At 63.1% G+C, this 21,177-nt stretch carries 19 protein-coding genes; 12 read left to right on the top strand and 7 right to left on the bottom strand.

Going from position 1 to position 21,177, the window contains the following annotated elements; all coding sequences use genetic code 11:
* The first annotated feature begins 20 nt into the window (after positions 1-20).
* Together JHL16_RS25140 and ctlX are read left to right on the top strand one after the other, a co-directional pair.
* The gene (locus tag JHL16_RS25140; protein WP_200187645.1) at positions 21-1,070 is read left to right on the top strand and encodes an ornithine cyclodeaminase; all 1,050 of its coding nucleotides are present in this window, start codon (positions 21-23) and stop codon (positions 1,068-1,070) included.
* Between the two features lie 12 nt (positions 1,071-1,082).
* A complete protein-coding gene (gene ctlX, locus JHL16_RS25135) occupies positions 1,083-2,006 on the top strand; it encodes a citrulline utilization hydrolase CtlX (protein WP_246771165.1) in 924 nt (307 codons plus the stop codon).
* Between the two features lies 1 nt (position 2,007).
* Here the strand turns inward: ctlX and JHL16_RS25130 are convergent, their stop codons facing one another.
* Both JHL16_RS25130 and JHL16_RS25125 read right to left on the bottom strand, forming a co-directional pair.
* Entirely contained in the window at positions 2,008-3,522 is a 1,515-nt protein-coding gene (locus JHL16_RS25130; RefSeq protein ID WP_200187644.1) for a UxaA family hydrolase, read from the bottom strand.
* Between the two features lie 53 nt (positions 3,523-3,575).
* Entirely contained in the window at positions 3,576-4,214 is a 639-nt protein-coding gene (locus JHL16_RS25125) for a GntR family transcriptional regulator (RefSeq protein ID WP_200187643.1), read from the bottom strand.
* Positions 4,215-4,368: 154 nt separating this feature from the next.
* Here JHL16_RS25125 and JHL16_RS25120 point away from each other — a divergent pair, with 154 nt between their 5' ends.
* From JHL16_RS25120 to JHL16_RS25095, 6 genes are all read left to right on the top strand, one after another.
* Positions 4,369-5,265, top strand: a complete 897-nt coding sequence (locus JHL16_RS25120) for a dihydrodipicolinate synthase family protein (protein ID WP_200187642.1) — start codon at positions 4,369-4,371, stop codon at positions 5,263-5,265.
* A gap of 118 nt (positions 5,266-5,383) precedes the next feature.
* Positions 5,384-6,352 carry an ABC transporter substrate-binding protein gene (locus JHL16_RS25115; protein WP_200187641.1) on the top strand — a complete coding sequence of 323 codons (969 nt, stop codon included), beginning with the start codon at positions 5,384-5,386 and terminating at the stop codon, positions 6,350-6,352.
* Between the two features lie 26 nt (positions 6,353-6,378).
* Positions 6,379-7,932 (top strand): sugar ABC transporter ATP-binding protein, encoded by a 1,554-nt coding sequence (locus JHL16_RS25110; protein ID WP_200187640.1) that lies wholly within the window; start codon positions 6,379-6,381, stop codon positions 7,930-7,932.
* 256 nt (positions 7,933-8,188) lie between these two features.
* The gene (locus JHL16_RS25105; RefSeq protein WP_200187639.1) at positions 8,189-9,175 is read left to right on the top strand and encodes an ABC transporter permease; all 987 of its coding nucleotides are present in this window, start codon (positions 8,189-8,191) and stop codon (positions 9,173-9,175) included.
* A 43-nt stretch (positions 9,176-9,218) separates the two neighbouring features.
* A complete protein-coding gene (locus JHL16_RS25100) occupies positions 9,219-11,246 on the top strand; it encodes a hydantoinase/oxoprolinase family protein (RefSeq protein WP_200187638.1) in 2,028 nt (675 codons plus the stop codon).
* A 2-nt stretch (positions 11,247-11,248) separates the two neighbouring features.
* A complete protein-coding gene (locus JHL16_RS25095; protein WP_200187637.1) occupies positions 11,249-13,132 on the top strand; it encodes a hydantoinase B/oxoprolinase family protein in 1,884 nt (627 codons plus the stop codon).
* Here the strand turns inward: JHL16_RS25095 and fixJ are convergent, their stop codons facing one another.
* The 5 genes from fixJ to JHL16_RS25070 are packed head-to-tail and all read right to left on the bottom strand — an operon-like array spanning position 13,133 to position 18,279.
* Complete coding sequence (fixJ, locus tag JHL16_RS25090) at positions 13,133-13,768, bottom strand: response regulator FixJ (protein ID WP_200187636.1); 636 nt, start codon at positions 13,766-13,768, stop codon at positions 13,133-13,135. It abuts the gene before it with no gap.
* The gene (locus JHL16_RS25085; protein ID WP_200187635.1) at positions 13,758-15,410 is read right to left on the bottom strand and encodes an ATP-binding protein; all 1,653 of its coding nucleotides are present in this window, start codon (positions 15,408-15,410) and stop codon (positions 13,758-13,760) included. The genes fixJ and JHL16_RS25085 overlap by 11 nt, the downstream gene beginning before the upstream one ends.
* A 2-nt stretch (positions 15,411-15,412) precedes the next feature.
* Entirely contained in the window at positions 15,413-16,771 is a 1,359-nt protein-coding gene (gene fliI, locus JHL16_RS25080; protein WP_200187634.1) for a flagellar protein export ATPase FliI, read from the bottom strand.
* The gene (flgF, locus tag JHL16_RS25075) at positions 16,768-17,493 is read right to left on the bottom strand and encodes a flagellar basal-body rod protein FlgF (protein WP_200187633.1); all 726 of its coding nucleotides are present in this window, start codon (positions 17,491-17,493) and stop codon (positions 16,768-16,770) included. The genes fliI and flgF overlap by 4 nt, the downstream gene beginning before the upstream one ends.
* Before the next feature lie 3 nt (positions 17,494-17,496).
* Entirely contained in the window at positions 17,497-18,279 is a 783-nt protein-coding gene (locus JHL16_RS25070; protein WP_200187632.1) for a DUF1217 domain-containing protein, read from the bottom strand.
* A gap of 132 nt (positions 18,280-18,411) precedes the next feature.
* Here JHL16_RS25070 and motA point away from each other — a divergent pair, with 132 nt between their 5' ends.
* The 4 genes from motA to fliN are packed head-to-tail and all read left to right on the top strand — an operon-like array spanning position 18,412 to position 21,168.
* Entirely contained in the window at positions 18,412-19,305 is an 894-nt protein-coding gene (gene motA / locus JHL16_RS25065; protein ID WP_200187631.1) for a flagellar motor stator protein MotA, read from the top strand.
* A 31-nt stretch (positions 19,306-19,336) separates the two neighbouring features.
* Entirely contained in the window at positions 19,337-20,245 is a 909-nt protein-coding gene (locus tag JHL16_RS25060; RefSeq protein WP_200187630.1) for a FliM/FliN family flagellar motor switch protein, read from the top strand.
* Positions 20,226-20,762, top strand: a complete 537-nt coding sequence (locus tag JHL16_RS25055; RefSeq protein ID WP_200187629.1) for a hypothetical protein — start codon at positions 20,226-20,228, stop codon at positions 20,760-20,762. Before JHL16_RS25060 ends, JHL16_RS25055 begins: the two co-directional genes overlap by 20 nt.
* A gap of 31 nt (positions 20,763-20,793) precedes the next feature.
* On the top strand, positions 20,794-21,168 hold the full coding sequence (gene fliN / locus JHL16_RS25050; RefSeq protein ID WP_200187628.1) for a flagellar motor switch protein FliN: 375 nt from the start codon (positions 20,794-20,796) through the stop codon (positions 21,166-21,168).
* The last annotated feature ends 9 nt before the right edge of the window (positions 21,169-21,177 follow it).

Genomic DNA, 21,177 nt, shown 5'->3' with positions numbered 1-21,177 from the left:
TACATAAACGGCTGAAAAACATGCTTGAACCGTCCCCCCAGGCTTTCGTGCCTTTCGTGAGCGTCGAGAACATGATGCGCCTTGTGCATCAGATCGGGGTCGAGACGGCCCTCAAGGAGCTTGCCGACTATATCGAGGCGGATTTCCGCCGCTGGGAGCTGTTCGACAAGACGCCGCGCCTGGCGAGCCATTCCCGCGACGGCGTCATCGAGCTAATGCCGACCTCGGACGGTGAAGTCTATGGCTTCAAATATGTGAACGGCCATCCCAAGAATACCCGGGAAGGTCTCCAGACCGTAACGGCGCTCGGCCTGCTTGCCGAAGTCGCGACCGGTTATCCCGTGCTGTTCACCGAAATGACGCTGCTCACTGCTCTGCGCACCGCGGCGACCTCCGCCATGGTGGCGCGGCATCTGGCGCCCAAGGGCACGCGCACCATGGCGCTGATCGGCAACGGCGCCCAGGCCGAGTTTCAGGCCATGGCCATGCGGGCGATCTGCGGCATCGAGGCGGTCCGGCTTTACGACATCGATCCGGCGGCGACCCGCAAGGCCCATCGCAATCTGGCGCCGCTCGGTCTCGAGGTGACGAGCTGCCGCACCGCCGAGGAGGCGATCGAAGGCGCCGGCATCATCACCACCTGCACTGCCGACAAGCAATATGCCACCATCCTCACCGACAATATGATCGGCGCCGGCGTCCATATCAACGCCATTGGCGGCGATTGCCCCGGCAAGACCGAGATCCATCCCGATATTCTGTGCCGCGCCGATGTCTTCGTCGAATATCCGCCGCAGACCCGCATCGAAGGCGACATCCAGCAGATGCCGGCCGATTTTCCGGTTGTCGAAATGTGGGAAGTCATCACCGGCAAGGCGAAGGGACGTGTTTCGGATCGTCAGCTGACCTTGTTCGATGGCGTCGGCTTCGCCATCGAGGATTTCTCCGCGCTGCGTTATGTGCGTGACCGGCTCGTGGGGACCGATTGCGCCGAGTTGCTCGACATGATCGCCGATCCGGATGATCCGCGCGATCTCTTCGGCATGCTGCAGCGCGCCCGGGCGGCATAAGGGACTGGCTCGATGGCGATCCCTTCGCCCCAGGCGCCCACCGCGGTCGTGATGGTGCGTCCGCATCATTTCACGATCAACACCCAGACGGCGGTCGACAATGCCTTCCAGCGCGACGTCTCTGAAAGTGCCGATCATGCGGCCTGTGCCTATCAGGAAATCACCCGGGCCGCCGAGATGCTGCGCGATCTGGGCGTCGGCGTTCATCTCTTCGAGGATGCCGGGACCGATACGCCGGACGCGGTCTTTCCGAACAACTGGTTCTCGACCCATGCCGGCGGCCACATCGCCATCTATCCGATGAAAGCGCCGAACCGGCGCAAGGAGCGCCGGACGGATATCATCGAAATGCTGAAGCGCCAGTACCGTGTTCAGGATGTGATCGACTATTCCGGACTGGAGCCCGACGGACTCTTCCTGGAAGGCACGGGGTCCATGGTGCTCGACCATATCGACCGGGTCGCCTATGCGGTGAAATCCGATCGCACCAACCCGGTCGCGCTTGAGCGCTTCTGCACCCATTTCAATTTCGAGCCCATCGTCTTTCCGGCCGAAGACGCCAAGGGTGTGCCGGTCTATCACACCAATGTGCTGATGTGCGTCGCCACCGACTTTGCCATGATCGGCACCGATTTGATGGTCGGTCCCGAGGGCTGGCAGAAGGTGGTGCGGCGCCTGGAGCAGTCGGGCCGCGATGTCATCGCACTCGATCGCGGCCAGATCGCGCGTTTCGCCGGCAATGCGATCGAGCTGCAGGGCCGGGACGGACGGATCCTGGCGCTATCACGCACCGCTCATGCGGCGCTCACCTGCGAGCAGATCGCTCGTATCGAGGCATCTGTGAAGATCGCCGCGCTCGACATTCCGACGATCGAGATGGCGGGGGGATCGGTGCGCTGCACGCTCGCCGGCATACATCTGGCGCCGCGCGATTGAATTACAGCCACGCATTGATATGCCACGGCGCGAATTCATCATCGCCATAACCCAGTATCTCGCTCTTGGTCGGCTCGCCCGATGCGGTGCGGACCATGCGCGCGAAGATTTCCCGCCCCATCTCCTCGATCGAGATTCCCTGATCGAGGATGACCCCGCAATTGATGTCCATGTCGTCTTCCATATGGGCGAAGAGCGCCGAATTGGTCGCGAGCTTCAGCGACGGCGAAGGACGGCAGCCGAAACAGGAGCCGCGCCCGGTCGTGAAGCAGATGAGATTGGCGCCACCGGCGACCTGGCCCGTGGCCGAGACCGGGTCGTAGCCCGGCGAATCCATGAAGACGAGGCCCTTTTCCGCGACGCGTTCGGCATAGTGATAGACTTCCATCAACGTCGTCGAGCCGCCCTTGGCGACGGCGCCTAAGGACTTTTCGAGGATGGTGGTGAGTCCGCCGGCCTTGTTGCCGGGCGAGGGGTTGTTGTCGAAGCCCTTCGGCTCCTTGGCCGTATAATCTTTCCACCAGTCGAGAAGGCCGATCAGCCGGCGGCCGACATCGTCATTGGCGACACGCTGCAGCAGCAGATTCTCGGCGCCGTAAATCTCGGTCGTCTCCGAGAGGATGGCGGTGCCGCCATAGCCGACCAGGATGTCGACGGCGGCGCCGAGCGCCGGATTGGCGGTAAGCCCGGAGAAACTGTCGGAGCCGCCGCATTGCAGGCCGACGATCAGCTCGCTGACCGGCACGGCCTCGCGGCGCGCGAGGCTCGCCTCGGCGACCAGCTGCTCGACAATGGCGATGCCGGCCTGGACGGTGCGGGTGGTGCCGCCGGTGTCCTGGATGCCGAGGCTGCGCACGCGCCCGTCGAGCGCCAATCCTTCCTGCGCGCAGAGAAGATCGATCTGATTGTCTTCGCAGCCGAGCCCGACAATGAGCACGCCGGCGAAATTCGGATTGCGCGCATAGCCGGCGATCGTGCGCCTCAGCATGTCCATCGACGGGCTGCCGTCGGAAACGCTGCAGCCGGAACTGTGCGTCAGAGCGACGACGCCGTCGACTTTGCCGTGCGCCTGCGGGCCGTTGAAATGTCCGGCGATCAGCTTGGCGACCCGCGCCGAACAATTCACCGTGGTGAGCACGCCGACATAATTGCGCGTGCCGACGCGGCCATCGGCGCGCCGGAAGCCGAGAAATGTCGGAATCTCTTTTTGCGTGGGGCTGGCCCTTCGAGTCACGGTGATCTTGGGGTCGGCGAGCGAGCCCGGATAGCTGAGATTGTGAATATGCACATGCTCGCCGGCGGCGATCGCCCGCGCCGCCAGCCCGATCGGCTGTCCGAGCCGGAAGACCTCCGCGCCTTCGCTGATCGCAGAGAGAGCGACTTTGTGACCGGCCGGGATGTCGTTCATGGCGGCAGCAGTCGAGACGGGAGCAAGGGGGGTGCCGCTGGCAATGGCGGACAGAGCGACCGCCACCTGATCGGTCGGCGACAGTCTCAGCAGGGGAGCATTTGCCATTGTCATCTCCGGAATGCACACATTATGCAGAAAAATGGATGGACGCAGAGGTCTCAGCCCGCCGGCACGAATGCGCGGGCGGCGGCGAGGATGTGACTTCTGAGCAGGGCGACCGCCAGTTCGGCGTCGTGATTACGGCAGGCCGAGAGAATTGCCTTGTGGTCGGTATGAGCGCGGTCGCGGCCTTCGGTGAGGGTGATCTGCATGCGCAGATAACGGTCGATGCCGGAATGGATACGCTCGAGCTGGCGCGTCGTGGTCGGCCGCCTGGCGGGTTCGTAGAAGGCCATATGGAGCCGCCAGTTCGCCTCCGCCCATTGCGCGACATCGATACCGTCCATTTCGGCGATGATCTTTTCAGCCGCCGCCACGTCCGCATCGGTGAAATTGGGCACCGCGAGCGCCAGCAGATGCGGCTCGATCAGGAGCCGCAGCTCGAACAGCTCCACGACTTCCTCGGCGCGGATAGGCGCGACCTTGCCGCCTTTCTGCGAGGTGAGGATGACGAGCCCCTCGGCTTCGAGCTGGCGGAACGCTTCGCGCACCGGGCTGCGGCTGACGCCGAGCTCGGCGGCGATATTCTCCTGATGCAGGCGCATACCGCTCGGATAGGCGCCACTGATGATTCGCCGTCTGATCTCGCGGGCGGCCTGCGTGGCTGCGGTGCCCACATCACTGATTTTTGTATCCATTTTCACGAGAGACTCGGTTGTTCGCCGCCCTGATCTTCTTGGTTTTCTAGCTTTTTGACAAAGTTCTTGCAAGGGCGGACCTCAAAATGTATGCATTAGACATTCCTTGGTTCCGCCTAGTGGAACCATCCCCTTGCAAATGGAGAGCTGAGACATGTCCTGGACTGGTGTTTTTCCTGCCGTGACCACGAAAATGCGGAGCGACGGTGAGATCGACATCAAGGCGACCCAGGCCAGCCTCGACCGGCTGATCGCCAATGGCGTGTCGGGCGTGATCGTCCTGCCGATGCTGGGTGAGAATGCCTCGCTGCGCCAGGCCGAGCGCGACGCGGTGGTGACTGCTGCGAAGGAAGTCGTCGCCGGCCGCGTGCCGCTTCTCTCCGGCCTAGCCGAACTCTCGGAGGAAGATGCGGTCAAGGCGGCGCGCAACTACGAGAAGCTTGGCGCCGAAGGTCTCATGGTGTTTCCGAGCCTCGCTTACCGCACCGACTCGCGTGAGACGGTGGCCTGGTATCGCGCCGTCGGCGGCGCTTCCGGGCTCCCCATCATGATCTACAACAATCCGATCGCGTATCGCGTCGATGTCGGCCCCGAAGAGCTGGCGCAGCTCGCCGATGTGAAGACCATCGTCTGCATCAAGGAAGAGAGCGGCGACATCCGGCGCATCACCGACATCTACAACCGCGTCGGCGACCGGTACGCGGTGTTCTGCGGCGTCGACGACCTCATCCTCGAAAGCGTGGCGCTGGGCGTCACCGGCTGGGTTTCCGGCATGACCAATGCCTGGCCCGCGGAATGCGTGCGTCTGTTCAATCTGTGCCGCGATGGAAATTTCGATGAAGCGCGGAAGCTCTACCGCATCCTGACGCCGTCCTTCCATCTCGATACCAGCGTCAAGCTGGTCCAGTACATCAAGCTTGCCGAACATCTCGTCTATGGCGCGCCCGATGCGGTGCGTCGTCCGCGGCTGCCGCTCGCCGACGCCGACCGGCGCGAGGCGTCGGCGATCATCCAGGAAGCCATTGCAGCGCTCGCGCGCAAAGCGGCCTGACAGGGAACTGAGAGACGTCCGCGCGACAAGCGGGCGGCAAAGGAAGGCTCGCCGCTGCGCTCTCGGCACGGCGAGCGGTTACGCGCCTATCCAGCATAATAAACAAGGGAGTTGGAACATGCGGAAATTTTCGGTCGTCGCGGCGCTCGCCGCGAGCCTCACTCTTTCTATGGTCGCGCCGTCCACCAGCTGGGCGGAAGACACCATTCCGGTCATCGTCAAGAACACATCGACTTATTATTGGCGGGTATTGCTTGCCGGCGCCCGCAAGGCCGGCAAGGAACTGAACATCAAGGTGCCGGAGCTCGGACCGCAGAACGATACCGATATCACCGGCCAGATCTCCATCCTGGAAAGCGCCGCCGCCAATAATCCTTTGGCCATCGTGATCGCCGCCTCGCAGTTCGAAGCGTTGGGCAAGCCGATCGATGAAGCCGCCGGCAAGACCAAGGTGATCGGTGTCGATTCAGGCGCCAACAGCAAGTCCTATGCGTCCTTCGTCACCACCGACAATGTCGCCGGCGGCCGCGCCGCGGGCGAAGCTTTGGCGCAGGCCATCGAAAAGACCTATGGCAAGGCCGAAGGCGAAGTAATGCTCATCACGTCGGTTCCGGGTGCCGGCTCTCTCGATCAGCGCGCCCAGGGCTTCAAGGAAGTCCTCGCCGAGAAATATCCGGGCATCACCATCGTCGCCGACAAGGTTGCCGACGGCCAGATCACCACCGGCCTCAATATGATGAACGATGTGATCCTGGCGAAGCCCAATCTGCGCGGCGCTTTCGCGAGCTCTGAGGAAATGGCGCTGGGCGTCAGCCAGGCCGTCGCCGAGAACAAAATGGAAGACAAGATCAAGGTCGTCGCCTTCGACAGCAACGATCAGCTCGTCAAACGTCTCGCCGATGGCGTCGTCACGGCCCTCATCGTGCAGGACCCGTTTCGCATGGGGTATGAATCGGTGAAGATCGCTCATGCGGCTTCGAAGGGTGAGCAGGTGCCGGCCAATGTCGATACCGGCGTCAATGTCATCACCAAGGAGAACATGAACGAGCCGCGCTCGCAGGAACTGCTCACGCCGAAGATCGATTGAGCCGACGGCAAAACGGGACTGCCTTGATGCCTCCGACCAAGCCGCTCACGTCTGCTCCCTCGCCGCCCCATGCGGCGGGGGGCTCGAATGCGCCCTTGGTCGAACTCAAGGCGGTTCATAAACGCTTCATCGGCACGCATGCCTTGAAGGGCATCGATCTGACGCTGAACAAAGGCGAGATCCACGCCATTGTCGGCGAGAATGGCGCCGGTAAATCGACGCTGATCAAGATCCTGACCGGCGCTCATGAAAAGAGCTCCGGCACCATCTTGTGGGAAGGTCGCGAAATCGGCCTCCGGTCACCCCAGGAGGCGCTCGGCCTCGGCATCAATGCTGTCCATCAGGAAGTCGTGCTCTGCCCGCATTTGAGCGTCGCGGCCAATATGTTCCTCGGCATCGAGGAGCAGGGTTACGGTCTCTTGCGCCAGCGCGCCATGATCCAGCGGGCGCAGGCGACGCTCGACGATCTGGGCTTCAGGCTGCCGGCGGCGGCCCCCCTCAACAGCCTGACCATCGGCCAGCAGCAACTGGTCGCCGCCGCACGCGCGGCGATGCGGGGCACGAAGCTTCTCATCTTCGATGAGCCGACCGCCTATCTGGCGCGCGGCGAAACGGATCTGCTCTTCTCGTTGATCCGGCGTCTCAAGCGCGAAGGCGTGACCATCGTCTATATCAGCCACCGGCTGGAAGAGATTTTCGAGCTCGCCGACCGGGTCTCGGTCCTGCGCGACGGGCAACTGGTGGCGAGCCGCGCCATCGGCGAGACCAGTCAGGCGCAGTTGATCCGCGACATGGTCGCGCGTTCGATCGAACAGGTTCATCATAAGGAAGCGATAGAAAAGGGCGAGCTGCTGCTCGAAGTCGCCGGCCTGTCGGGACCGGGCTTCAAGAATGTCTCGCTCACCGTGCGGCGCGGCGAGATCGTCGGCCTTTACGGCCTGATCGGGGCCGGGCGCAGCGAGTTCGTGCAATGTCTGTATGGCCGCCAGCCCAAGACCGCCGGACGAGTGTCCCTGCGCGGCACGCCGGTGAAGATAAGCTCGGAAGCGGATGCCATCCGTAACGGCATCGTTCTCGTTCCCGAAAGCCGCCGCGATCAGGGCCTCTGTCTTAATCTCGATGTCGGCTTCAATCTCGCTTTGCCGATCTTCCAGCGCCTCAGCCCGATGGGCCTGGTGCAGCGTGGTGCCGAGCGCGCCGCAGTCGAAAAGCAGATCAGCGATCTCGCCATCGCCACCGCCGGCCGGCATGCCCAGGCCTTCACGCTCTCGGGCGGTAATCAGCAGAAGATCGTGATCGGCAAGTGGCTCAACCACGGCGCCGATCTCTTCATCTTCGACGAGCCGACGGTCGGCGTCGATGTCGGCACCAAGGTGCAGATCTACAAGATCTTCGCCGAGCTTCTGAAGAAGGGGGCGGGGATCATCATGATCTCGTCCTATCTGCCGGAAGTCTACGATCTTTGCGACACGCTGCATGTCTTCCGGGCCGGCCGCCAGGTGGCAGCCTATGCGGCGGGCGAGGTCGGGCATGACGTCATTCTCGGCGATGCCATCGAAACGCAGGGAAGTCGCCGATGAAGTTCTTTGAAAGCGATCAGTCTTACCAGATTTTCCCCTTCTCCCGTTGCAAAGCAATGGGAGAAGGTGGCCGAAGGCCGGATGAGGGCTCTTTTCTTGATCTAGCCGCGCAATCGGAAGAGCCCTCACCCGCCCTGTCGGGCACCCTCTCCCATCCTGCGGACGGGAGAGGGGGAAACTGGGGGAGGCCTTGCCCAACGCGTACGCGATTGCCCCGCATCGAAACCGGACGCGAACCAGCTTTGAGGAACGTTGAATGAGCGAGAACACGCCGTCGGACCAGGGCTATGCGCCGGCGCCGCAAAAGGCGAAGTCCAAATTCGAGTTTCTGCGCGGCCTCACGCTGCTCGGTCTTCTGCTGTTGATCTGGATCGCTCTGTCGCTCGCGACCGAGAGCTTCCTCACCGGCCAGAATATGACCAACCTCATGCGGCAGACATCGCTTTGGGCGATCATCGCCATCGGGCAGACTTTCGTGATCATCACCGGCGGCATCGACCTGTCGGTCGGCGCCATTGTCGGCCTGTCCAGCACCGTGGTGTCGATTCTGCTCAAGGCGGGCTTTCCCATCTGGGCGGCCGTCGCGATCACCATGCTGATCGGACCCATCGTGGGCGCCTTCCACGCTTTCGGCATTCTGCGTATGGGATTGCCGCCCTTCATCATCACGCTGGCTTCGATGACCGGCTTGCGTGGCATCGGCCTTCTGCTCACCGACGGGTTGACCATCACCGGGCTTCCCGATGAATTCGTGAATTTCTCGCGCGAGAGCTTCCTCGGTATCCCGGCGCTCGCCTGGATGGCGCTGATCGTCGCCATTCCGGCCTTCATGCTGCTCCATCACACGCGCTGGGGCCGCTACATCTATGCCGTCGGCAGCAATGCCGAGGCCGCGCGCCTGTCCGGCGTCAGCATCTCGCGCACGATCTATCTCGTCTACATCACCTCGGCCAGCTGCGCGACATTTGCCGGCATTCTCACCGCCAGCCGCATCTCGATCGGCGTCGCGACGACGGGCGAATCCTGGGAGCTGCAGTCGATCGCCGCCGCGGTGATCGGCGGTGCCAGTCTCTTCGGGGCCGTCGGCAATGTCCTGGGGCCGATCCTCGGATCGCTCCTGCTGACCACCATCAATAACGGCGCCAATCTTCTCAACATCAATCCCTTCTGGCAGCGTATCATCGCCGGTGCGCTGATCGTACTGATCGTCTGGCTGGATCAGATGCGGCGCAAGAAACGCTGAGTGGGTTGAGCCGGGTCGCATCAGTTCAAGACAAGAGAGTTCGATGAGCTTGCATATTGGAATAGACACGGGCGGCACCTTCACGGATTTCATGCTCTATGACGGCGACAAGGGCATGCGCGCCTGGAAGGTGCTGTCGACACCGGGCGATCCGACGGCGGCAGTGATCGAGGGGTTGAGTCAGGTCAAGGACCTGTCGCGCATCGCCTCGATCCGGCTCGGCACCACCGTCGCCACCAATGCCTTGCTCGAGAGGCGGGGCGCCCGCGTCGCCTATATCGCGACACGTGGCTTCCGCGACGTTCCCTTCATCCAGCGCGGCAATCGCCGCTCGCACTATGATCTGTCCTGGGTGAAGCCCAAACCCTTCTGTCTGCGCCGCGATGCTTACGAAGTGAAAGAGCGCATCGATCATAAGGGACGTATCCTCGCCCCGCTCGATGAGGCGGAGATCCGCGCGCTCGCCGGGCGGCTGCGCGACGAGGGCGAGGTGGCGGCGGTGGCCGTCAATCTGCTGTTCTCCTTCGTCCGGCCGGATCACGAATTGCGCATCCGCGATATCTTCGCAGAGGAAGCGCCCGGATTACCGGTGTCGCTCTCCTTCGAGATTGATCCGCGCTGGAAGGAAGACCAGCGCGCCATGACGACGCTCGCCGATGCCTATATCAAGCCGCTGGTCAGGCAGCAGGTGAAGAGCTTCCGCGAGCGCGCAATGGCTGCCGGCATTTCGGGCCGCGTCGCCATGATGAAATCGAACGGCAGCGAGGTCTCGACCGAGGCCGCGGAGGAACGGCCGATCAATCTCGCGGTGTCGGGACCGACCGGCGGCGTCATCGCCGCCAAACACCTGGCGACCGCCAAGGGAATCCGCAACCTCGCCACCCTCGATATCGGCGGGACCTCGACCGACGTGTCGATCGTCGTCGATGGTCAGGAACGCTTCACCGATGACTACGAACTCGAATTCGGAATTCCACTGCGGGTGCCGATGATCGATATCCGTACCATTGGCGCGGGCGGCGGCTCGGTCGCCTGGCTCGACAAGGTGGGCGGCCTTCATGTCGGCCCGCGCAGCGCCGGTGCCCGGCCGGGTCCCGCCTGCTACGGCTTCGGCGGCACCGAGCCCACCGTCACCGACGCCAATCTCGTGCTCGGCCGCATCGATCCCGGCTCATTCCTGGGCGGCAAGATGCGTCTCGACGCCGAGGCGGCGCGGCGCGCCATTGGCAGCGTAGCCGCGGCGCATGGCTGGAGCGTGGAGGAGGCGGCCCTCGCCATTATCCGCATCATGAACAACAACATGGTCGGTGCCTTGCGCGCCGTGCTCATTGAGCAGGGCTACGATCCGCGGCAGTTCTCGCTTCTGACCTATGGCGGGGCGGGGCCGCTCCATGTCTGTGATCTGCTCAACGACGCCAATATCCCGCTCGGCATCGTGCCCAACCATCCCGGGCAATTCTCGGCCTATGGCTTCACCATGGCCGATGCGCGGAGTGACCGGCGCCGTTCGACCTTGCTAAACTCGCGCAATTTCGATGTCGCGCGCGCCAATGCCATCATGGCCGAGCTGGCGCAATCGGTGAGCGACGATCTCAGGCGGCAAGCCCATGATGGCGAGATCAAGCTGACCCGTTCGCTCCAGATGCGTTATCTGGGACAGAATTACGAGCTCTCGCTGCCGATCTTCGTCGAGCGCTTCACGGCCGAGGGCATGGCGGCGGTCTGGCGCGACTTCCATCGTCTGTTCGAGGAGCGTTATCGCTTCAGCCTGCCCGATGCGCCGATCGAAATCGTCGATATCGGCTGCACCGCCATCGCCCGCATGGCGAAACCGGAGCTGCCGCGGATTGCCGAGGCAAAGAGCCAGGCGGAACCGGCGTCGCGACGCACGGTCGTATTCGAAGTGGGTACCTTCGAGACGCCGGTCTATCGGCGTCAGGACTTGGCCTCAGGACATGGCTTTGCCGGGCCGGCTCTGGTCGAGGAGGACGTGTCGGTAACCGTCGTTCGTCCGGGCTACAGCCTCACTGTCGACATGTTCGGCAATCTCGAGATCAAGAAGGGAGCCTGATCATGCGTTTTTCCGGCAATGGCTTCTATGTCGAGACCTATGACAAATGCGCCAATTGCGGCGTGCTGCTCTATGGCGCGGCGAAGGATGATGGCCGCAAATTCTGCGGCGAATGGTGCGCTTCCTGGTTTTCCGCCGGGCCTGAGGAACGGGCGCACGGCCTGCCTTTGCCCAAAGCGAAGATGAGCTATGACGGGCGTACCAGCGTGGTCGACCTCACCATTCTCGACGGCAATCTCGCCTCGATCTGCCGCGATATGGGCGTCACGGTGATGCGCACGGCCTATTCGCCGATCTTCAGCGAGTCGCTCGATTTCACCTGCGGCCTGTTCGATCGTAAAGGCGAGATGATCGCGGTCGGCGATTTCTGTCCATCGATGATCGGCGGCATGCCGCTCATCGTGAGGGCGATCGTGCAGGAGTTCCCGCTCGCGGATATGTCGGAAGGCGATGTCATCGTGCATAACGATCCCTATCGCGGCGGCATGCACACACCCGAGCATACGTTCCTCAAGCCGATCTTCCTCGATGGCGCGCTGGTCGGCTTTGCCGGCGCGATCGGCCATATCGGCGAGATCGGTGGCATGGTGCCGGGCAGCTTCTTCGCCGAGGCGACCGAGACCTTCGCCGAAGGCCTGCGCATTCCACCAGTGAAAATCAAGCGCGCCGGCAAGGATTGCCCGGACATCTGGAAGATGATGCTGGCCAATGTCCGCACCCCGCGCGCCAATTATGGCGACTACCGCGCGCTCATTGCCGCCGTCGATCTGGGCGAGCAGCGGCTCCTCGATCTCATCGGGCGTTATGGCATGGCCACCTATGAGGAAACCGTCGCCGATCTCCTCGATTATTCCGAGGCGCGCATGCGGGCGGAAATCGCCGAGATTCCCAATGGCCGCTACAGTTTCGAGGACGTCATGGAAGATGACGGTGTCGTGGCCGAGCGTTTGACCATCAAGGTCACCGTCATCGTGAAAGATGCCGAGGCGATTGTCGATTATCACGGCACCTCGCCGCAGACGAAAGGGCCGATGAACACGCCGCTCAGCATTCCGCAGGCGGCGTCCTTCAACGCCTTCCTGCAGATCTCGGATTTCACCATTCCGAAGAATGCCGGCTGCTTCCGTCCCATCAAGGTGCTGGTCGAGCCGGGTTCGCTGCTCAATGTCGAGTTTCCGGCCCCCTCGGTCGGCGGCAACACCGAATGCCATCCGCGTATCGTCTATACGGTTCTGGGCGCGCTTGCCGGCGCCGTACCGGAGCGCGTGCCGGCTGCGGATGGCGGTACCTGGTCCAACTTCCTGTTCGGCGGCACGCATCCCGACAGTGGCGAATATTATACGTCTTATGACCTGCACACGGTCGGCTGGGGCGGACGGCCCGGTGCCGATGGCAATGACGCGGTCGGCAGCATGAACGGCAATTGCCGCACCATTCCGGTCGAGGTCTATGAGATCCGTTATCCCTGGCTCGTCGAAGATTGGTCGCTGGTCTGCGATTCGGGAGGTGCCGGAGAGTTTCGCGGCGGGCTCGGCATGAGCAAGACCATTCGCTGCCTGGCGCCCGAAGTGACGGTCAGCCATGTCGGCGACCGGCACCAGGTGCCGCCCTGGGGCTTGCACAAGGGTAAGCCGGCAGGATTGGCGAGCACGCGTTTCATGCTCGACGGCGAGCGCGATTGGCGCGATGCGCGCGCTGTCTATGGCAAAGTGTCGCCGAGCAAATTCGCCAATGTGCGGATCCGGGAGGGCGACAGGGTCAAGGTCGTGATGCCGGGTGGCGGTGGCTGGGGCGATCCGGCACGCCGGTCGCGCGAGGCCCTCGAAGAGGATGTCCGCGATGGTTATGTTTCCGAAGGCGCGATGACGCGCGACTATCGCGAGTGATCACTCCGCGGCGGTCTGCCGGGGCGGCGGTGGCAGGGGGACGGTCATCGTCATGCGGATGAGGTCGGAAAGGCTTGTGGCGCGCATCTTGTTCATGACATTGGCGCGATAGATCTCGATCGTGCGGATGCTGATGCCAAGATCATAGGCGATCACCTTATTGGGATGGCCGGCGATGAGGCCCTCGAGGACCTGGCGCTCACGTGCGGAAAGCTGCTCGATGCGCGCTGCGATCTCCGATTTCTGGCCAATCTGGCGGCTTTGTTCCTGCTGGCTCGCGAGCGCCGCGTGCACGCTGGCGAGCAGCGCTTCGTCGTCGAACGGCTTTTCGAGGAAATCCACGGCGCCGGCCCGCATCGCCTCGACAGCGAGCGGAATATCGCCATGGCCGGTGATGATGAGCACCGGCATCTCGACATGCCGCCGCCTCAACTCGCGTAAGAGCTGTAGTCCATCGAGCTCCGGCATGCGCAGATCGGTGATCAGGCAGCCCGTCGGGACTGCGGGAAGGTCGATGAGGAAGGCCGTGGGGGACGCATGGGCTTTGACGGTAAAGCCGACGCTTTGCAGGAGGAAAGCCAGTGAATCGCGCGCGGCTTCGTCGTCATCGACGACGTGAATGAGTTCAGGCGGCATAATCTAGTTCGTCTCGGGCGATGCGCGGAAGAGTGAAGCTGAAGGCCGCCCCGCCGCCTGGGGCCGCCTCGTACCACATCTTGCCGCCATGGGCTTCGATGATGGTGCGCGAGATGGAAAGGCCGATGCCCATGCCGTCTTGCTTGGTCGTCACGAAGGGCGTGAACAGCCGGGAGGCGATGTCAGCGGGGATGCCTGCCCCGGTATCTTCGACCCTGACGGTCAGCGAGTCTCCGGTGAGCGTCGCCGATACGGCGAGCACGCGCCTTTCGCTCTGCGTCATCGCTTCGGTCGCGTTGCGGATCAGATTGAGCAGAACCTGCTGGATCTGAATCCGGTCGACCAGAACCTGTTCGCCCTCCGCCTCATGCGTGAAGGTCATCTCGACACCATGCTCACGGGTACCCGGAAGGGCAAGAGTGCTTGTCTCCTCGATCAGCCTGCCGATTGTTTCGAGCCGGCGTTCGCTTTCGCCGCGCGCGACCAGAGTCCTGAGGCGGCCGATGATCTGTCCTGCCCGCAGCGCCTGATCGGCGGTTTTGTCGAGGATCGCCGTGAAGCGCGGCAGTTCCTCCTCTTCCTCGCGTGCCACTGTGTGCTTGAGGCCTTTGATATAGTTGGTGATCGCGGAGAGCGGCTGATTGAGCTCATGCGCCATCGCCGAGGCCATTGTGCCCATCAGGCTGAGGCGTGAGGCATGGATCAGCTCGCCTTGCAGCGCCGCCAATCTTGCATCCGTATGCTGCCGTTCGGTCAGATCGACGGCCAGTCCGACGAAATAGAGCCTGCTGCCCGAGCGCCATTCGCCGAGCACCAGTTCGATCGGAAAAGTCGATCCATCCTTGCGCAGTCCGTGTCCCCGGTATCTGAGGGCGGGCGATCCAAAAGCGTCGGCGGGAGCCGGGCAGGGGCGCACCTGCCAGTTTTCTATGAGTTTTTCGGCTCTCCTGCCGATCACCTCGCCGGCGGAATAGCCAAACAGCTTTTCCGCCGCGCGATTGAACTTCTGGAGCGTGCCCGCATCGTCAAGGACGACCATGGCGCCGGGCATAATCTCGAGAATCGAGGTCAGGTCCTGGTTGTGCTTGCGGGTCTCGCGGCGCGCGCGATGCATCTTGTCGCCGAAGACGGACAGGCCGAGCGCCACGATGCTGAACGCAAGACCGCTGAACAGCAGACGAAGATCGTTGCCCTCCGTTTCGCCGAGGGAGTCCAGCGTAGTGGCGAGGCTCAACAGGGTGACCATGGCGCCGAGGCGAAAACCACCCAGAAACGCCGCGGTCAGAACCGCCGGCACATAGATCAGGAATTGCGTGCGTTCATCGAGGAATGAGGCGGAAAGCGTCTGCACCAGGGCAGTGACCAGGACGGCCGCAATAATCATCCCATAGCTGATGAGGCCTGATGAGGCTTCATCGCTTTGGCTGCGCATCCACCTGCGCCAGTTTGTGCCGAATGCTCCCCAATTGGCACATAGATATTGAGCCGCACCCCGAAAGGTAACGTATGATGACTGCATCTGCCGCCCCGCCATCCCCGCGCCGCTTCGGGGCTGACACAATCGATTATAGTTCGCCTTATTTAGGCCATATACGGGCGATTCTGATTCGGGAAGACCCCGCGCGCCGCGCCGGGTGTACATTTTTATCCGGATTGCGGTGTTGCAACAGCCTGGGCCGCAAGAGCATCGGCCAGATCACGAAAAGCTGATGGACCATAGGGGGTATCTGGCCCTTGCTTCATCGCTTCATAGATGATGGGAACCAGCTGAACCGCTTGATCGAGTTCCGCATCGGCGCCGGGCTGATAGCCGCCCAGCAAACGGAGATCGCGCGTGTCCTCGAAGCGCGCAATGAGGGCGCGCAACTTCATGACGAGGCCGCGCTGTTCGGCGCTCCAGGCGTGATGCGCAAGGCGCGATACCGAGGTCAGTACATTGACGGCGGGATAGCGGCCTTGCTCGGCGATGGTCCTGTCCAGGACAATATGCCCATCGAGGATACCGCGCACCGTATCGGCGATCGGCTCATTATGATCATCACCATCGACCAGCACGGAGAATATGCCGGTGATGGCGCCGCTTCCGTCCTCGCCCGGGCCGGCGCGCTCGAGCAGCCGTGGAATGTCGCCGAACACGCTCGGCGCATAACCGCGCGCCACCGGCGGTTCTCCGGCGGCAAGCGCGATCTCGCGGCAGGCATGGGCGTAGCGGGTGACCGAGTCGACGATGAGCAGGACGGATTCGCCCTGGTCACGAAAATATTCAGCGATCGCCATGGCGGTTTGCGGCGCCTGCCGGCGCAGCATGGCGCTTTCATCGCTTGTCGCTACGACGATGACGGCGCGGGACAGGCTGTCCTTCAGCGTGACCTCGGCGAACTCCCTCACCTCCCGTCCGCGTTCGCCGACCAGGGCGACGACCACGGTATCGAACCCTTGCGCGCGGGCGAACATCGACAGGAGCGTCGTCTTGCCGATACCGGAACCGGCGAAGACGCCGATCCTCTGCCCGGCGCAGATCGGGGTGAACAGATCGATGGCGCGGATCGTGGTGGCGAGCGCCGTCTTGGCGATCCGTCGTTTCGTCGCCTGTGGCGGCAGATTGTCGGTGGTGATCGTCCTGGTCCCGGAAGCGATGGGACCGCGTCCATCGACCGGGTCTCCCAGCGCATTGACGAGGCGCCCTTTCCAGGCGGGACCTGGGCTGATCGTCAGGCGATTGAGCCGCCAGGCGATCTCGCCAAGCCCCGCATCGGTGATCTTGTCATAGGGTTTCACCGTGGCACCCGTCTCGTCGAGGCGGACAACTTCGCCGATGACGGAACCGCCGTCGTCGCGTTCGAGGGATACCTGCTCGCCCAGCATCAAATGGCCGGAAAGCCCGCAGACGCGGTAGTGAGAGGGGGTGACTTCCTTTATGCGGCCGCCGATGCGGACCTTGGGGATCTCATTGGCCGCGAGCAGGGCCTGCTCGATGCGCAAGAGCGCATGTCCGCCCGTCACGATCCGGTTCCGAGCGCCTTGACCGCGCCTTGCAGCGATGACTCGGATTCGTTGAGGACGGAGGTGACGCTTTCGAAGGCGCGGGTGATCTGGATGAGACGCGACATTTCAAGGACCGGATTGACGTTGGAGCGCTCGACGAAGCCTTGCACCACGCCGTCCTTCACGAAATCGAGCACCGGCTCGGCTGGTTTGTCGGGGATCACCGACGAATCCGCGGCGCGCAGCAGCTTGGCATTTTCAGGGATGCGGAAAAGGCCGATGGCGCCCATCTGCCGATTGCCCTGGCTGATCATGCCATCGGCGGCGATCCGCGGCGGACCAGCCAGGGGATCGAGGAGGAGGGGGGCGCCGCCGACATCGAGGATCGGATTGCCGCCGAGCGTCTGTAGCTCGCCGCTTTCCAGCATCCGCATGCGTCCGTCGCGGGTATAGGCCGTGCCGGACGGCGTGGTGATCGCCATCCAGCCGTCGCCTTTGATGGCCGTGTCGAGCGGATTGCCGGTCTGAACCAGCTCGCCCGCCTGGCGCGACAGATAGGTTTCGCCGGGCGAGGTGAAGGCGATCTGGTCCGAGCCCGCCTGCATCAACAGGGTCTCGAATTTCACTTCCTCCGCCCGAAAGCCGGCGGTGCCGGCATTGGCGATATTACCGGCCACCGTATCGAGCCGTTTTTGCAAGGCGAGCTGGGCGGAGAGCGCCACATAGAGACCGGATTGCATGGATCAGCTACCGCCGAGTTTGAGTTTCTGCAGGCCCATCAGAATGCTCGTATTGATGCCTTTCTCGACCGGCTGGCCAATGAGGACGGCCGGCGAGGTCGCGGCACTCGAGGGATTGTTGGCTTCCCACATCGAAGCGAAACGGGTGAGGAAGTTCTTGAGCTTCGTCGGGTCCTTGATATCCTTGATGTCGAGCCGTTCCGAGATCATCTTCGCCTGGGCGTCGATATTGGCGCGCCCCGCCGCCGCCGGAATGCCGAGCGCGGTCTGCACCACCTGGAGCAGGGCCTTATCGCCCATCAGGCCATAGACGCTGGTGGCGCTGGGCGCCTTGCGCTCGAAATAGAGCGCCAGCCGGACACCCTCATTGCCTTTGCCGGCCTCTTCCTCGAGCGACTGGCGCACATATTTGTCGACGACACCCTGACGGACGCTCGCGAAGACCGTCGTCGCCTCGCCGTAACGCTGGAAATTGAAGGTCGAGACGAAATCCTTGTAGCGCGGATCGGAGAGCTTGTTGACGAAAGCATCCTTGCTGTCGACGCCTTCGGTCAACGCCTTGCGGACGAAGGCCTTTGCATAGGTCATGTCGCTCAGGCCGAAAGCCTTCATCGCGAAGGAGAAGACCCGGTCGTTCTTGATGAAGTCGTCGATCGACTTCACGTCTTCGATCGCCTTCAGGTAATAGGCGGCCTCCCGCGAATTGACCGGCTGGGCCGCCACACGCTCGAGCGAGCGTGTCATATTGGCGGTGATCATGCGATAGCTTGCGGACGTGGTCAGCACAGGGAGTCTCCTGATCCGACCATGCCGGTCCTGCCTTATGCGGGGCTGACGCCCACGCTGATTCCCTCAGTACAGTTTCGCACAAGCCAGTCTCCCTTATCCTCAGGCTCATTGCTGTAATGGGGTAGTGCGTTGACGATCGTCATCGGCTTTGTAATCACGGTAGCCTGCCTTCTCGGTGGATTTGTCGCCATGGGTGGCCATGTCGGCGTCATCTGGCAGCCTTGGGAATATGTCATCATCTGCGGCTCGGCGCTCGGTACCTTCGTCGTCGCCAATCCGATGCGGACGATCAAGGATTCGGGACGCGCGATCGTCGAGGCCCTCAAAAACGCGACGCCGAAGGCGCGCGACTATCTCGACGTGCTGGGCGTGCTCTATTCTCTCATGCGTGAGCTGCGCAGCAAGCCGCGCAACGAGGTCGAAGGTCAGATCGATGATCCGACGAATTCACCGATCTTCACCAATTTCAAGAGCGTTCTCGACAATGAGAACCTGACCCACTTCATTTGCGACTATGCCCGGCTGATCCTCATCGGCAATGCCCGCACCCATGAGATCGAGTCGTTGATGGACGAGGAAATTCAGACCATCACCCGCGACAAACTCAAGCCTTATGGCGCGCTGACCGCGGTGTCGGAGGCGCTTCCGGCTCTCGGCATCGTCGCGGCCGTTCTCGGCGTCATCAAGGCGATGGGTGCCCTCGACCAATCGCCCGAGCTTCTCGGCCACCTGATCGGCGCCGCCCTGGTCGGCACTTTCGCCGGCGTCTTCTTCTCCTATGGTGTCGTCGGGCCGCTCGCCACCAACATCAAGATCGTCCGCGAGAAGAAGATCAGGCTCTATATCATCGTGAAGCAGACGCTTCTCGCCTTCATGAACGGCGCCATTCCGCAAGTCGCCCTCGAGCATGGCCGCAAGACGATCTCGGCCTATGAGCGGCCCTCGATCGACGACGTCGAGCGCGAGACGATGGCCGGCGGCAAGCCGGCGGGCGCCGAAGCGCCGGTCAAGGCGGCGGCCTGAGATGGAAAACAGCGAAGCACAACCGGCGACAATGCGATCGGGGACCGGCATTCTCACCGGCCCGGCGAGTGCTGCCGGCAAGCTCGCGATCCTGAGGCAACTCCTCACCGATGGGTGCCGGGAGCTGGCGCAATCGCTCAGCCCCTCCGGCGAGCCGAAGCTCGAATTGCGCCTGGGCTCCGTGGATCTCGGCAAGGCTGGCGACCTGCTGGCCGCGCATTCCGAAAGTGTCGCCACGGCGGCGTTGCGCGCCACGCAATGGGACACATCATTGCTCGTGGGCTTCGATCGCGGCTTCCTCTATTCGCTGGTCGATGTGCTGTTCGGCGGCACCGGCGCCGATACGCGATTCCAGGCCGAGCGCAACCTGACCAGGATCGAGACCGAGGTCGTCAAGGTCGTATTCGGACAGATGGCGCTGGCGCTCGAAGGAAGCTTCAGCCAGATGGGCGCCGTCTCCTTCAGCCTGGCGCGGACCGACGTGCCGCCTGTCTATGATTCCATTGGCCGCCCCAGCAGTATGGTCGCTGCGGCCACGATCGAGCTCGCTTGCGCGGCGGGAGGCGGCCGGATGTTCGTCGCCGTGCCGCAATCCGCTCTCGTATTCCTGCGCCCACCGCCGGTCCGCAAGGCGGCGAGCCCGGCGCCGGCTCTCGATCCGCAATGGCGCAGCCTGCTCGGCAATAGGCTCTATGGGGCCGATGTGATGCTGACCGCGGTGCTGGGCTCCAAGCAGATGACGCTCGGCGAGATCGCCGATCTGCGTCTCGGTCAGATCATCGAGATCGACTCGGTCTCGGACCATCGCGTCAGCCTCGATTGCAATGGTCAGAAACTCTACTGGTGCAAGCTCGCCCAGGCCAACGGCGCTTACTCGCTCAATGTCGAAGACGCCATAAATCACGAACAGGAGTTCATGGATGATATCCTATCTCATTGATGGCGTGCTGCTGGTCGCCGTCATCGCGGCCGGCGTCGGCATCGCCCTTCTGTATCGGCAATTGCGCCGCCTGCGGGCCTATCACAAGCAATATCAGCGCGTCTTCGCCGAGACCGGCTACGCCGTCGGCGCGATCGACAATGCGGTGCGCGACATCAATGCCCATGGCGCCCAGATCCTGCTGTCGCTCGGCCACCGCATCGATGAGGCGCACAAGCTCATCGGCGAGATCGACGAACGTATGGAAGCCATCGCCGATCATTTCGAGGCCCAGCGCCAGGCGGCGAGCAATGTCGTGCGCTTCGCCGAGCCGCGTCGCGGCCGGCCCGCTGTCCATGAGCGGATGGAGGAGGAAGAGGAGCAGGAGATCTATCGCGAGCCGGCTCCCAGCCGCGCCGCGCGCCAGGTCGAACAGCCGGTGCAGTGGCCGACACTGGGCGACCGCTTCAGCCAGTGGCGCAGCTCCGAGGAGCAGCCGGGCTGGAAAGCCGCCGGCGCCGGCCGGCGCCGGCAGTGAAAAGCGGGCTTGAGATCAGGGAAGATTTGCGATGAACCGTTATGGCGAAAGCTCCATCAGCGCGGCACTCGGACACGACGCCGGCCGCGCTTCCGAATCTCCGGCGCGCGAAGCCTATGCGAATGGCGCCGAGGGACCGGGCCTCGACCTCATCAAGCGCATACCGGTATCCGTCCAGGTGGTGCTCGGCTCCGCGACCATGACGGTCGCCGAGCTGATGCAACTGGGCCGCGGGTCCATCGTGACCCTCGATCGCGGCGTCGGTGAGCCGGTCGAGATATTGGTGAACGGGCGGGTGGTCGCGCGTGGCGAAGTCGTCGTCATAGAGGAAGAGAATTCCCGCCTCGGCGTATCGCTGACCGAGATCGTCGGCACGCCATCCGCCGCTGCGTCGCGGACAAAATAACGAAGAGTC

This window comes from Taklimakanibacter albus (genome assembly GCF_016595235.1).
Lineage (GTDB): Bacteria > Pseudomonadota > Alphaproteobacteria > Rhizobiales > Aestuariivirgaceae > Taklimakanibacter > Taklimakanibacter albus.
Note: the sequence above shows the minus strand (reverse complement) of the source record. Positions and strands in the feature narration are given on the sequence as shown.

Coding starts and splice junctions, on each gene's coding strand:
- JHL16_RS25115 (WP_200187641.1), top strand. CDS start 5,384: ATGCGGAAATTTTCGGTCGTCGCGGCGCTCGCCGCGAGCCTCACTCTT.
- JHL16_RS25055 (WP_200187629.1), top strand. CDS start 20,226: ATGATATCCTATCTCATTGATGGCGTGCTGCTGGTCGCCGTCATCGCG.
- JHL16_RS25140 (WP_200187645.1), top strand. CDS start 21: ATGCTTGAACCGTCCCCCCAGGCTTTCGTGCCTTTCGTGAGCGTCGAG.
- ctlX (WP_246771165.1), top strand. CDS start 1,083: ATGGCGATCCCTTCGCCCCAGGCGCCCACCGCGGTCGTGATGGTGCGT.
- JHL16_RS25110 (WP_200187640.1), top strand. CDS start 6,379: ATGCCTCCGACCAAGCCGCTCACGTCTGCTCCCTCGCCGCCCCATGCG.
- JHL16_RS25120 (WP_200187642.1), top strand. CDS start 4,369: ATGTCCTGGACTGGTGTTTTTCCTGCCGTGACCACGAAAATGCGGAGC.
- JHL16_RS25130 (WP_200187644.1), bottom strand. CDS start 3,522: ATGGCAAATGCTCCCCTGCTGAGACTGTCGCCGACCGATCAGGTGGCG.
- JHL16_RS25085 (WP_200187635.1), bottom strand. CDS start 15,410: ATGTACACCCGGCGCGGCGCGCGGGGTCTTCCCGAATCAGAATCGCCC.
- JHL16_RS25095 (WP_200187637.1), top strand. CDS start 11,249: ATGCGTTTTTCCGGCAATGGCTTCTATGTCGAGACCTATGACAAATGC.
- JHL16_RS25060 (WP_200187630.1), top strand. CDS start 19,337: ATGCGATCGGGGACCGGCATTCTCACCGGCCCGGCGAGTGCTGCCGGC.
- JHL16_RS25125 (WP_200187643.1), bottom strand. CDS start 4,214: ATGGATACAAAAATCAGTGATGTGGGCACCGCAGCCACGCAGGCCGCC.
- fixJ (WP_200187636.1), bottom strand. CDS start 13,768: ATGCCGCCTGAACTCATTCACGTCGTCGATGACGACGAAGCCGCGCGC.
- flgF (WP_200187633.1), bottom strand. CDS start 17,493: ATGCAATCCGGTCTCTATGTGGCGCTCTCCGCCCAGCTCGCCTTGCAA.
- JHL16_RS25105 (WP_200187639.1), top strand. CDS start 8,189: ATGAGCGAGAACACGCCGTCGGACCAGGGCTATGCGCCGGCGCCGCAA.
- fliN (WP_200187628.1), top strand. CDS start 20,794: ATGAACCGTTATGGCGAAAGCTCCATCAGCGCGGCACTCGGACACGAC.
- JHL16_RS25100 (WP_200187638.1), top strand. CDS start 9,219: ATGAGCTTGCATATTGGAATAGACACGGGCGGCACCTTCACGGATTTC.